Here is a 12,404-nt window from a genome sequence, read left to right on the forward strand (position 1 = left end):
TACCACTGGAGCATTCGCATGACCACTCTCAGCATTCAGCACGCTGCACAGCGCATCGCACCGCCGGAAGCCGGCCTGAAGCTCACGCGCGACAGCGATACTGTCAATACGCCCATCACCGCTCCGATCTCGGCGCCGATGGATGCGGCCACCGAGCGCCTGTTGTCCGATGCCGTCGCAAGGGGCGAAACCGACGGCGACCGCCGCAACCCGGGCGAGCCGATGCCGCAGGGCGAACCGATCCTGGAGCTGCCCACCCCCAAGCGCACCCTGCAGGAGGCCGGAACGCAGCTGGCCAGCGTTGCCAACCGGTTGCCGGTGGTACTGGCCGCCCTGCTGGGCACCCATGACCCGATCACCGCCGAAGAGGGCGCCGCCCTGCGCGCCGTGGAAGCCGCCGCTGCGATGCTGGCCGTGCGTGCGGTGAGCGACACCCAGGAACCGGGCAAGGCCAACAGCGACACCGTGGGCCAGGCACCGGACGCTGGCAAACGCCAAGCCAATGCCGGGGCGTGGTTGGCCTCCAGCAAGTTCGCCATCCTGCTGGAGCTGCTGCGCCAGGTGCTGCTGCAGTTGGCAGCCAACGAGCGCGAGAACAGCGCCGACTCGCTGATCATGAAGCGTGACCAGACCGAGCGTGCCGGCGACCTGGGCATCGAAGAAGCCAAGACGCGGCTGGGCGGCACCATCGGTGCCAGCGTCGTCACCGCCTCGGTGGGCGGCGCAGCGATGCACCAGGCATTCAAGTCCACCTCGATGCAGACGGCTTCAACGACCAACAACAACCTTGCCGCCAACAAGACCAATGTTGCAGTGGAAAGTGGGCGCGGAGGCCTGAAGGGCAACACCACGCCCAACCAGGAGCTGCGCCCCGCGCGTGATATCGATGGCAGCCCCAACGCAGCCTTGACCGGCAGCGATCGGCGCACCGCAGATCTGCAGGCAGATGCGGACGTCAACGCGCGCCCGATGAACGCCAACACCAAGGACACTGCCGACAAGGCGATGGTGCCCGATCATCACTCGAGTAATGCGGAAGTGATGGCCAGGGCACAGAACCCGGCCGCCCGCGCCGCTGCATTGAACATGCTGGCGCAGTCGCTGGGCAACATCGTGCCGAGCGGTACCGAAATCGAGGCGGCCGGTGAGAGCAAGCAGCGCCAGATGGCCACCAATGCCAGCGAGAACTACGGCAGCGTCAGCGAGCACCAGCAGCAGCAGGTCGCCAGCAACCGGGATCTGCTCGCTTCCGTCTCGCAGCTGCTCGATGAAGCGCTTCAGCTGCAGGCCAATACCAGCGGCCACCAGATCTCGCGCTTCTAAGGGACACCACGATGACAGATGCCATTACCCTGAACCCGACGTCCACATCGTCCCGGGCGCTGCAGATGCCCCAGCCTGAAATCAAGGCGGGCGCATTCGAAGCGCCGGCGCTCGACCCGGAAACCCGCTCCCGCCTGCTGCAGCTCGGCCACCTGGCGCGCGGTGCACGCACCGCCGCCGCCAACCAGATCCTGTTGAGCCGCGAGCTGGCGACCACCGGGCTTGGAACCGTCAACCCGCCGCCGCTGGACGTGCTCACCGACGCAGTGGCGATGGAGGAGTTCAATCGCAAGAAGCAGAAGGAAGCCAACCTCTCCACCGCGCTGCAGGGCGCGCTGGTGCAGTCCGAGCGCACCCAGGGCGAGTTGCACCGCGCGGCGCTGTTCCTGCTGCCGCAGATCGACCTGGAAGACGAGGAGGGTGTCACGACGCCCGGCTTCACGTCGCCCATGAAAAGCCCGGAGGTGGATGCAGGCGGACTGATCTGGGACTCGCATGCCGACTTCTATGCGCAGATCAGCGCGCTGCTGGGTGTGCTGCAGACGGAGTGGTTGAGCAAGTACCAGCATGCACTAAGCAACTACCTTGAATTCTACAAGGAGTTTGCGGACATCATGGAGAAGATCACAGTTGCGCCAGAGGGGGACAAGGGGAATGTCAAGATCGAATTCGGCTACGTAGTCGGCGAGCTCAGAAAGCTGATGGAGAAATACAAGCTGCAAGAGGGCGCGCTTGCGCAATTCCCATCTGAGGAGGCGGCTGAGGCTTTCAAAGAGTCGCTCGGCCTTCCGGGAATGAAGGTCATGGTGTTCGCCGACGGGAGCTGGGGTGTGTTGATGGATACAGATCCGCTGAGTGATCTGATTCTGAGCATGCCGCTCACTGCGTACTGGGATGCCGCCCAATACAACGCTTGGCTCTCCTCCAAAGACAGCAACATGGAGCAGATCAAGCACGTGAGCAAAGTGCTGGGGGAGAAGCTCAGCGAGATGACGCAGAAGTACGACAACATCGTGAAGATCCTTAGCTCCACGATCGACAAGATAACCGAAGCCGACATGAGTTTCGTTCACGGCATCTGACCTACGTTTTTGTTCTGGAGTTGATTGCATGACCAACCAAACCGCAGCCGTAGGCAGTGTTGCGCGCCCGCCGATCATCGGTCGAAAAGCCTTGGACGAGATTCTCAGGCGGGTCGACCTGAGAGCCGTCTCGAATCGGGAATCACCGGTTTCCGCCCGATGCCAGATGCCATATGTGGGCGGCACCCACGAACGCAGTGCCTGTGAGCGTGCAATCAGCAGCGCGTATGACGTCATCGCAAACGCACACGGGAAGATGGCCGGTGATAAGGCCGATGCGATGAAGAAGTCGCTTGAGATCCTCCACCCCAGCAGCGCCGAACGGTTTGGCAATACGTTGCAGGTGCACTGGACCATCCTGGGCACCTTGCACGAAGCCCTGCAGAAGCGGGCGAGTGTGGCTCCCGATGACCCGGTGCCGAAGGCAATGCTTCCCAAGGTGGAAGCCTCGATCATCGAGCTGGCAGTCAAGGCCGGCCAGTGCAAGGGCATTGCAGACGGTACGTATCATGGCGACAGCAAGTCTCTTAAGCTGTCCAATGCCATCATCGCTGCGAAGAAGCTGGTCACCGAATGCGCCACGAAGATGGGGGGCGAGTCGCTGTTGTGCAATATCGCCGAGGCGATCCTTCCGGCGCCGATGAAAGACAGCATCGCCGAGCGCTTGCCGCATCTGGTGGATGTGTTCGACAAGCCCGGAAGTGTGTCCGATAACGGGCAGATTCTGCACAAGAACATGATGGACGGGCTCGCCAGGACCCTGCGCATCCACATCGAAAACGGTGGCTCCGAGTCGTACATCAACGCCATTCTGCACCTGCTGAAACTGCCGGAGTATGTGGTTCAGGGCGCGCAGGGAAAGGCAGGTGAGCCGACCGATGCGCCTGCGCAGGATGACGCACCCGTTGACCCGCTGCGCTTGGCGCGCGACCTGAACGGCAACGGAGCACCCATTGCCATCAACCACGCTCCGGTGACGGTCAAGACCGGGCAGTCGCAGCAGCCTCCCGCATTCACCTTGACCGAGATCCGGAACCTGGTGGACAGTGCGTTCGACCGTGGCTACGCACTCGCCGAGAGCAAGGGGCTTTTGCGCGCGACGCAGGAGCAGCTGGCGCGGAGCGAGGCCCGGGCGGACCGACTGCAGAGGCAGCTGGATCGACTTCAGGCGTGGGTTGCTGAGAGCGATGCGCGTCGCGTGGTGTCAGGCTCGAACACCGATAGCGTGGAGCATGAGCGGACAATCTCGTCGAGCGTGCGTTCGATGACCCTTGAGTCCGAGCCTCGAGTTCTCAACATCGACGCGGAATCCCGCGCTGGCGTGGGAAGCGACCTGACGCACTCACAACACATGCTGAGCGACGGCGAGCCGCGCCAGCTTGATCTGGTGCAGCGTGGCGGACAGCTTGATGCCGACGGCAGGGACAAGGACATCCGCCAGGATGAGCGCTCTGATCAACTGTTGGAGCGCGGTGGCAGAAATGGCGATGGCGGCGTGCGTCGTGCCCCGCCGGGATCGGAGGATCAGACGGACGGCAGGACACTGGATGTGAAGACGGGGACGCAGTCGGCGCTGCCGAAGAACGATGCGTCTGGAACGTTGGAGGCGCTTCCGCGTAATCGCCAGGCCAGGCTCGGCGACGCAGACCCGCGTGGCGAGCGCAGGACCGACTCGTTGATGACTTCCCGGCATGACGGCTCGGCGGCCTCCGGCGCGCCTGCGCAGGAGGACGCACTGGTGGGTGAGTTCGAGCGCTATCTGCAGACGTTCGGGATCGAACAGCGCCCCTTGCCGCGCGACGTGCACCAGCCGGTCGGGCCCCGCAATCTGAAACAGGTTGACGCCGATGGCGGAACGTCTGGACCCGGCGCCAACCGCACGTTGCTGCCCAGTGACCTGGTCGGTTATCGGGATGCACGCGCTCTCCTTTCCGGCGTGCCGTTCATCCCGGTGAGCACCGGGAAGGTCGCGAAACCGTTGCCGGCGTCCCCGAAGGGTGAGTTTGCCCGGTTTGTCGATCAGCTCGGGATCGGCAAGGTCAACCCCACGCACGTGATGGAGAAGAATGGGCGTGGATCCGTTCCGCCGGCAACCCTGGTGATCCGGGGGCCGGTGTCCGAACTCGAGCGCGCTTTCGAAGGCCACAGGAGTCGAAAGATGAATCCTCTGCTGCAGCCGGTACCTCCGGCAGCACCTCGCCACTCTCCGGCGTCCGTGCCGGTCCGGGAGAGCGTTCGGACCGAAGCATCCGACTTCGTCCGGAAGCCCGCAGCAGCGCTCTCGCCGTTGACGGTGCTGGCGCGCTCGGTCCCTTGGCCGCCAGCCTCCGCTCCGACGACCGTTGCCCGTAACCGGTCCGATTCCCTGGCGAGCATCAGCTCGTCGGGCAGTCGCGCGGATTCACTTCGCGAAAAAATCCTTTCGGATTCGAGGTCTCCGAGCGGCGCGGCAACGCCGTAGGTCCGTTTCAACGACAAGATCGAGTACTTCTCGGACGCCGACAGCGCTGCGTGGGATAGTAGCGATTCCGGTAATGAATCACCGCGCGTTCCGATCGAAGCGGACTGGGCGCCTCAGCCGATCGACCGCGTGGCTGACCGGACACCGGCGAACGAACAGCCGCGCACCGCGAAGATGCAGATGGGTGACGTGATTGCAGAGCTCAAGCAGCTGGGTTCTCGTCAACTGCGGCCCGCGCTGTGAACACCGCCCTGAGCCTGCAGGACCTTCGTCGTCTGACGGCCGCCCATCTGGGGCGGCCGCTGGAGGAGATCGGTTCGCAGCAGCGGCTGGTGGAAGACCTGGAGATCGACTCGCTTGAAATGCACGCGTTGCTGATCCAGATCGAGGAGGCAGGCAGCGCCCTTCCGGATGCAGGGGCCTTGCATGACGTCGTCACCCTGGCGGATCTGCATCAGGCCATTTACGGCCCGGGCGCGCTGGCATGATCCGCTGGAAGGCGGGGCTGGTGGCGGCACTGGCCGCCAGCACCGCACCCGTTGCCGCCAGCCCGGTGTTCGCAAGCCTCGACCGCCATGGCCAGCTCCAGGTATCCGATGCCCCCCTCGCGGGGGCGATCGCATTTGACCCCCACCGTCCCTACGTTCCGGCAGCACCCACGCCAGCGAAACGGGCCGCGATGCCCGGGCCGGTGGTGCCCGGCGCCATGCCCACTGCAGCGAAGCGCTGGAATCCGCTGATCGAACAGGTCGCCGCCGAACACGGCGTCGATGCGCGCCTGCTGCATGCCATCGTCCGGGTCGAATCCGCCTACAACCATCAGGCACGTTCCCACGCGGGCGCGCTCGGCCTGATGCAGGTCATCCCAAGCACCGGCAAGCGCTTTGGCGCCATGGATCTGTTCGACCCGCTGCAGAACCTGCGCGCCGGCACCGCTTACCTGGTCTGGCTGCACGGCCGCTTCAACGGCGACCTGACCCTGATGCTGGCTGCCTACAACGCCGGCGAAGGCGCCGTGCAGCGCCACGGCAACCGTGTGCCGCCGTTCAGTGAAACCCGACGCTACGTCGAGAAAGTCACAGCGCTGTATCGCGGCGTGCACTGACTACAAGAAAACGTAGTAGTCGGACATTGAAAGATATTTCATGGAGGGGCTCCGGGGGAGCTGTCAGTCTGCGCGTCGTCGCCGCAATGCCTTGCGCAGCGGCCTTCTCGCTCACGCTTTTTCCGGATTCCCATGCTTCCCGCGCACAAGTTGAAACTGCTTTCCGGCCAGCTCGATGGCGTGGAATTCACGCTCTCTCCGGGCGACACCATCTTCCATGTCGGCCCGGCCCGCACCCTGCACCAGGGACAGCTGGGCACCACCCTGGCCAACGCCGACAACGTGTTCTACATCCCCGGCGACCTGGCGCCGGCTTCGTTCCGGATCCACCTCACGGAGGATGAAGTGAGGCTCGAAGTCCGGGCGGAAGGCGCCGAGTTCTGGTCGCCGCAGGAACTGCCGCTCAACGCCGTCGTGCATGTGGCCGGGCTGGCGATGGCGGTGCGCGCCGAAGATCAGGCCTGGTCGGCCACGGTCCTGGACCACCGGCTGCCAGTGGTGGTGGACGAAGGCTTGACGCTTCCGCCGGTGAACCGACCGACGCGCGCGAATGGTGTGCGTCGCTGGGCCGCAGCCGCACTGGTGGCGGTGGTGCTCGGTGCCGGTGGCTGGTGGATGTACGACACCCAGCGCCCCGCCACGCAGGTGCGGACGCTGGAGGCGGTACTGGCCAAGTCGCCGTACAACTACACCGTGGTGCACGATGCCACCGGACGCCTGTATGCCTTCGCTGACAACGCCGAAGCCGTGGCCTGGGGCCAGCGCGCAAGCCAGCGCGCCGGCCGCCTTCAGGACCAGTACCGCGACCGTCATGTGGAAGCAGCGCGCGTCGGCAGCGTGCTCGACAGCGCCCGCGTGGACTACGCGGTGGTGCGCCTGCGCAGCCCGCACCGCCCGGAAGTGGTGATCACCGCGCTCGGCATGAACGACGACGAACGCCGCCGCCAGGTGCAGGCGCTGCTCGCGCCGCAGATGCCATACGCGGCCGAGATCGACGTGCGTTCGGTAGGCGATGGCGAACTGGTGTCGATGGCCCGCGCCGAGCTGCGTGCGCGCGGCATCAGCACCCGTGCCGGCGGCCAAGCCGGCCGCGCCAGCATCTCCAACGATGTGTTTCTTGATGACGCGTCACTTCACGCCATGTCGCGCTACCGCGACGACTTCGTGCAGCAGTGGGGCGAGCGCCGCGTGCGCATCAGCATCCGTTTGTGGGACGACCTGTTGAAGGGGCGTTCCTACCAGTATTCCCAGGATCAACTGCTCTCGGTGGGCGAGGGTCGCTGGGAGTTTTCCACGGCAGGTAGCCGTTGACCCGTAATCACATGTTGGAGTTAGCGTAATGACTGAAGCAGTAAAGAATCCAGGCGCAAAGTTCGATGGCGATGTCGTCGACCCCGCCGAGTCTTGGGGCTGGCTGGGCGACCACAGCGACCGTTTCGACAAAGGCGTCGAGAAGTTGAAGGAAGAGTTGGACAAGGCTTTCAAGGCGCTGGCAGGTGACGAGAACGGTGTCGGTGGCGATCCCACCAACCCGGCCCACTTGGCCAACTACCAGACCGCACTGTCCGGGTACACCACCTACCGCACCCTGCAGTCGAACTCGGCCAAGAGCCTGTCGGACATGCAGAAGCAGAACGCCCGCAACCTGGGTTGACGAACGACGGTACTGGCAGCGCTGCTGCCGGTACCCAACCGCAGGCGGAACCCCCGCAGGAGAACCCCCCATGCAAGTAACCCCGATCGCGACCGAACTCAACGTGGGTGGCGACGCCGCAGGCGGCACCATGACACTGTCGGACCGCATGAGCCATGCCCTGGCCAACAGCTATGTCAATGCCGGGCAGGACCTGGGCAGGATCCAGGCAGCCAGCAACAACGCCGACACCGCCACCAGCCCCGCCGCACTGATCGAGCTGCAGCTGAACCTGGCCGACTACACCAAGCGCATGATCGTGGCGGCCGGCCTGGCCAACCACGCCAACAAGACCGTGGAGACGCTGCTCAAGTCATGAACATCCCGTCTTTCATGGCTGCCGTGCGCCGCCTGTGCCGGTGGCGCGTGGTGCTGCCCCTGCTTGCGGTGCTGCTGCTCGTGGGTTGCGCGCGCAAGCCGTTGCTGGAAAACCTGGACGAACGCCAGGCCAATGAAGTCATCGCCGTGCTGCTGCGGCATAACATCAATGCCGAGAAACTCAATGTCGGCAAGGGCGGTTACCAGGTACAGGTGGCACCGCGCGACCTGCCCGAGTCGATCGAGCTGATGCAGCGCAATGACCTGCCGTCGGCCCCGCGCAGCCAGGTGGCTGCCGCGTTCCCGGCCGATTCGCTGGTCAGTACGCCGCTGGGCGAACGGGCGCGGCTGATTTCCGCGGTGGAACAACGCCTGGAAGAGTCGCTCGCGCTGCTCGACGGCGTGCAGTCCAGCCGCGTGCACCTGAACTACGACGCCAACCTGGGCACCGAGGGCCGCCGGGTCGAGCGCCGCCGCATGCATGTGGCAGCGGTCATCGCGCACGATCCCGGCATCGATGCCGAAGTGCTGCTGCAGTCGGTGAAGCGCTTCCTGCGCAACACCTTCGACGGCATCGAGTACGACAACGTGTCGGTGATCCTGACCGAAGTGGAAGGCCCACGCACGCTGGCGGTGACCACCGGAAGCGAACGCAGCCTGCCGCTGGCGTTCATGCTGGTCTGCGCAGTCGGCGCGGTGCTGCTGGTGTTGGGCGGGTGGGTGGTGGTGCGGCTGGTGCCGGCGGTGGGTGCCCGCGTGCGCGGCCTCTGGGCGCGCGCCACGGCGCGTCGCGAAGGCCCCACCGGCTGGAGGCGCTGGCGTGGTGCATGACGCCATGCGCATCGCCTACGCGCCGGCCGCGTACTACCGGCCGTGGCAGGCGCTGTACGCAATTGCCAACCCTGAGCAGCAGCGCTGGTTGAACACCGCGTTGATCCGCCAGCGACGCCTGCCGATGCCGGCGTCGCTGGCGCCGCCGCCGGAGCAGCTGCCGCGGCGGCTGATCGGCCTGTGGTCGCGCGTGCCGCAGGTGGCCAGCCTGATGGCCGCCGCGCGGCTGCGTGACTGGCTGCCATCGCAACGCGGCTGCGCGGCGCTGTCGCCCACGCTGCAGGCGTTCATGCGCGCCGGCCACGCCTCGCAACCCGCCAGCGTGGTGCCGGAGTACACCGATGGCGACCTCGCCGACACGCTTCTGCTGTGGGGCGGTGCCGAAGTGCAGGCGCTGGCGCCGCAGCTGCCGGCGTGGCTCTCGGCCCGGCTGAGCCTGCCGTTTGCGTCGGTCCCGGCAGACCCGGCGCGCCCGCCGACAGGCGAGCGCGCCGACCTTGACCTTTTCTGGACGGCGGTGACCTATGTTGAAAAGCTTTCCTGAGTACGTCCTGGCGCACGCCCAGGGTGGCGTGATCGCACCCAGCGCACTCGGCCAGGCTGCGCGCGCCGACCAGCTGGAAACGGCGGCGCGTCGTCGTGCGTCCGAGGTGTTGGGCGCGTTGCCGGGGCAGGTCGAGGCGGCGACCAGCGAGGCGCGACTGGCCGGCTTCGGCCAGGGCTATGCCGACGCCATCGGCGAGGCGGTGCCGCTGCTGGCGGCGGCGCTGGGAAATGTGCAGGCGGTGCGCGACGCGGTGCTTGGCCAGGTCCGCGAGGTGATCGCGGCGAGCCTGGCGGCTGAAGGCGTGGACGCCAGCCTGGTGGTGCGGCGCTGCGAACAGCTGCTGGGCAACGCCGACACGGGGCTGGTGCTGTACGTGCCCGAGCAGATGCCGACGCTGGGCGACGCTGTGCGCGAGCAGCTTGCGCGGAAGCCGGACGCACCGGCACTGCAGCTGCTCTCCGCGCGCTCGGCATTGCCGATGCTGAAGGCAGGCCCGTTGTTGTTCGAACTGGACCCGGCAGGTGCGATCACCACCGCCGTGGAAGCCAGCGTGGATGCCGACGCACTGGACGCGGCTGCGCGTCAGCGCGCCAATGACTATGTCGCCGGCATCGATGCCCGGCTCAAGCGATTGCCGTTTCCCCAACCCGTGCATGGAGTGGAGTGATGTTTATTGAACCGCTGGGCGTCGCGATGCCCTTCAACCCGGACCGCCCGCAGGCCCAGCAGGAGAGCCTGATGCGGCACCTGCAGGCTGCGCTCGCCGCGTCGTCGACCAAGCCGGAGGAGTCCGGGCAGGAAATCGAGCCGACGCCGGAGGAGCCCACGCCTGAAACCAAGCCGATTCCGCCGGACATCGCGGAGTTGACCCGGCAGATGGCCGTGCAGTGGTGGGTGACCGAGTTCACCCAGAAGATGATTTTTGGCGACGATGAAATGATGCCGAAGCCTGACGAGTTCTGACGGTCGGTTACGGGCTGAGGAGTTGCCGGCCAACGGCCGGCACTACGTCAGATACAAAGCGGGCCGCGTGATGCGGCCCGCAATCGTTTCAGGGTGTGGGCGCTGTGGCGCCCGCGTTCGGCGCGGCGATCCAGCGCTCGATCTTGGCCTGCAGGATGTCCAGCGGCATCGAACCATCGCGCAGCACTTCGGCGTGGAACCGGCGTGGGTCGAAGGCTGCGCCCTGTGCGGCCTTGGCCTTGTCGCGCAGCTCCATCATCTTCAGTTCGCCCAGGCCGTTGGCCAGGGTCTGGCCGGGCAGGGCCATGAAGCGCTCGACCTCGGCGGTGGCGTCGTCCACCGGCAGGTCGGCGGTCTTGACCAGGTAGTCCACCGCCTGCTTCTTGCTCCAGCCCTGCGCATGCACGCCGGTGTCGGCGACCATGCGCGCACTGCGGGTCAGCGCGCCCTGCAGGTAACCGATCCGTGCGTACGGATCCTGGTACACGCCCAGTTCGTCGCCCAGTGACTCGGCATACAGACCCCAGCCTTCCACGAACGCGACGTCGCCACCGAGGCGGCGGAAGCGCGGCAGCTTGTCCAGTTCCTGCTGCAGGCCAAGCTGCACGTGATGGCCGGGAATGCCTTCATGCAGGTACTGCGCCGGCGCCGACCAGGTGCGGCGGCTGGGCAGGGCGTTGGTGTTGACGAACAGAACGGCCGGACGCATGCCGTCGGGCAATGACGGCTGATAGCTCACTGCAGCGGCGCTGGCCGCACGGTCTGCTTCCACTGGCTGAATCTGCAGCGGCGCCTTGGGCAGGGTGTTCAGCAAGGTCGGCAGGCGAGCGCCCACCTGTTGCTGCAGCTGCCTGTAGCGCATGACAAGTGCATCGGGCGTGGCGTACTGGAAGTTCTTGTCGGTGCGCATGCTGCGCATCAGCTTGGCCTGCGAGCCGCGGATGCGGTTCTCTTTCATCACCGCCGCGATCTGCTCCTGCAGGCCGGATACGCGCTGCTCGGCCAGTGCATGGATCTGCTGCGGAGTAAGCGTGCTCGCGGTGCTCTGCACGATGTTCTGGGCGTACCAAGCCTGCCCATTGGGCAGGGCCGACAGGCCGTCGGTGCTGCGGGTGGCCGGCAGGTACTCGGTGGCAATGAAACCGCGCAGGGCCCGGTAGGCCGGCATCAGGCGGAACTCGATCATCCGCTTGTACTCGGCGGTGATGCGGGCCTTGTCGGCCTCGGAGAAGTCGTCCGGCATGTTGCGGATCGGCGCCCAGAAGATGCTCTCTTCGGCAGTCGGCTTCAGCACGGCATCCAGCTGCGGCAGCACCTTCTCCATCAGGTCGCGCGGCTGCACCACGCCGGCGCGCATGCCTTCGCGCATGTTGGCAATCGCCTGGTCAAACAGCGGCGGAATACCCACCGCGCGCTTGGACCAGGTGTCGTAGTCCTGCACCGTGTTGAACGGCTGCGCGCCGGAGCCGGAGCCCAGGATCGCCATGATGCTGCCCAGGTTGTAGTACTGGCTCACCGGCAGCATCCACGCCGGGTACTTTTCGGCCGCCAGTGACATGCGCGCGTCGCGCACGAAGATCTGGTAGCTCAGCAGGTCCTGGCCGGTCAGGCCGTCCGGGCCGATCTTCTCGACCTTGCCCAGCCATTCCTGGGTGAAATCATGCGACTGCTGGCGGTAGGCCGCCGAAAGAATGTTGGGCAGCTGGTCGTTGTGGCGGCTGTCGCCCTGGAAGGTAGCCTGCAGCGGGTTCAGCCGCATCGAGGCGTCCCAGTACTCATCGTAGATGCGTTCGAGCTGGGCGGCCTTGCTCTGCTGGCGCACCAGCGGCTGGCGCGTCGGGGCGGCGGCGGGTCGGGCGCGCGGTTTGGCCTTGGGCTTGGCCTGCCGGGTCTGCGCGGCAGCCGGGCGACTGGCCTTCTTCTTGGCGGCCTCGGCAGGCGCGGCGGCGCTGAAGACCAGCAGCGAGGCGATGGCAAGCGCCAAGGCACGGGCGGGGTAAGGCATGGAACGCTTCCGTAAATCCTATACAGACCCAGGAGCTTGCCTGATCAGCCCGCCCCAGACCAGCGCTGCCGGACGG

Annotated in this window: 13 protein-coding genes; 12 read left to right on the top strand and 1 reads right to left on the bottom strand. The window is 66.1% G+C overall.

Annotated features, from left to right (window positions below; translation table 11 throughout):
* The first annotated feature begins 18 nt into the window (after positions 1-18).
* From RYM47_RS08635 to RYM47_RS08690, 12 genes are all read left to right on the top strand, one after another.
* Entirely contained in the window at positions 19-1,323 is a 1,305-nt protein-coding gene (locus RYM47_RS08635) for a hypothetical protein (protein WP_315387221.1), read from the top strand.
* An 11-nt stretch (positions 1,324-1,334) separates the two neighbouring features.
* Positions 1,335-2,405 carry an IpaD/SipD/SspD family type III secretion system needle tip protein gene (locus RYM47_RS08640; protein WP_315387223.1) on the top strand — a complete coding sequence of 357 codons (1,071 nt, stop codon included), beginning with the start codon at positions 1,335-1,337 and terminating at the stop codon, positions 2,403-2,405.
* A gap of 28 nt (positions 2,406-2,433) precedes the next feature.
* A complete protein-coding gene (locus RYM47_RS08645) occupies positions 2,434-4,866 on the top strand; it encodes a hypothetical protein (RefSeq protein WP_315387225.1) in 2,433 nt (810 codons plus the stop codon).
* 239 nt (positions 4,867-5,105) lie between these two features.
* Positions 5,106-5,354 (top strand): phosphopantetheine-binding protein, encoded by a 249-nt coding sequence (locus RYM47_RS08650; RefSeq protein WP_315387227.1) that lies wholly within the window; start codon positions 5,106-5,108, stop codon positions 5,352-5,354.
* Positions 5,351-5,971 carry a lytic transglycosylase domain-containing protein gene (locus RYM47_RS08655; RefSeq protein WP_315387229.1) on the top strand — a complete coding sequence of 207 codons (621 nt, stop codon included), beginning with the start codon at positions 5,351-5,353 and terminating at the stop codon, positions 5,969-5,971. The genes RYM47_RS08650 and RYM47_RS08655 overlap by 4 nt, the downstream gene beginning before the upstream one ends.
* Before the next feature lie 150 nt (positions 5,972-6,121).
* Complete coding sequence (locus RYM47_RS08660; protein ID WP_315387231.1) at positions 6,122-7,282, top strand: PrgH/EprH family type III secretion apparatus protein; 1,161 nt, start codon at positions 6,122-6,124, stop codon at positions 7,280-7,282.
* A 28-nt stretch (positions 7,283-7,310) separates the two neighbouring features.
* Entirely contained in the window at positions 7,311-7,625 is a 315-nt protein-coding gene (locus RYM47_RS08665) for an EscF/YscF/HrpA family type III secretion system needle major subunit (RefSeq protein WP_315387233.1), read from the top strand.
* A gap of 70 nt (positions 7,626-7,695) precedes the next feature.
* Positions 7,696-7,983, top strand: coding sequence for a type III secretion system inner rod subunit SctI (gene sctI / locus RYM47_RS08670; protein ID WP_315387235.1), 288 nt, complete (start codon positions 7,696-7,698; stop codon positions 7,981-7,983).
* On the top strand, positions 7,980-8,813 hold the full coding sequence (gene sctJ, locus RYM47_RS08675) for a type III secretion inner membrane ring lipoprotein SctJ (RefSeq protein WP_315387237.1): 834 nt from the start codon (positions 7,980-7,982) through the stop codon (positions 8,811-8,813). Before sctI ends, sctJ begins: the two co-directional genes overlap by 4 nt.
* 4 nt (positions 8,814-8,817) lie before the next feature.
* On the top strand, positions 8,818-9,357 hold the full coding sequence (locus RYM47_RS08680) for a hypothetical protein (protein ID WP_315387239.1): 540 nt from the start codon (positions 8,818-8,820) through the stop codon (positions 9,355-9,357).
* Positions 9,341-10,027, top strand: a complete 687-nt coding sequence (locus RYM47_RS08685) for a hypothetical protein (protein WP_315387240.1) — start codon at positions 9,341-9,343, stop codon at positions 10,025-10,027. The genes RYM47_RS08680 and RYM47_RS08685 overlap by 17 nt, the downstream gene beginning before the upstream one ends.
* Positions 10,027-10,323, top strand: coding sequence for a hypothetical protein (locus tag RYM47_RS08690; RefSeq protein ID WP_315387242.1), 297 nt, complete (start codon positions 10,027-10,029; stop codon positions 10,321-10,323). Before RYM47_RS08685 ends, RYM47_RS08690 begins: the two co-directional genes overlap by 1 nt.
* Before the next feature lie 88 nt (positions 10,324-10,411).
* Here the strand turns inward: RYM47_RS08690 and RYM47_RS08695 are convergent, their stop codons facing one another.
* Positions 10,412-12,328 carry a DUF885 family protein gene (locus RYM47_RS08695; RefSeq protein ID WP_315387244.1) on the bottom strand — a complete coding sequence of 639 codons (1,917 nt, stop codon included), beginning with the start codon at positions 12,326-12,328 and terminating at the stop codon, positions 10,412-10,414.
* Positions 12,329-12,404 lie beyond the last annotated feature (76 nt).

It is taken from the genome of uncultured Stenotrophomonas sp. (assembly GCF_963519125.1).
Lineage (GTDB): Bacteria > Pseudomonadota > Gammaproteobacteria > Xanthomonadales > Xanthomonadaceae > Stenotrophomonas.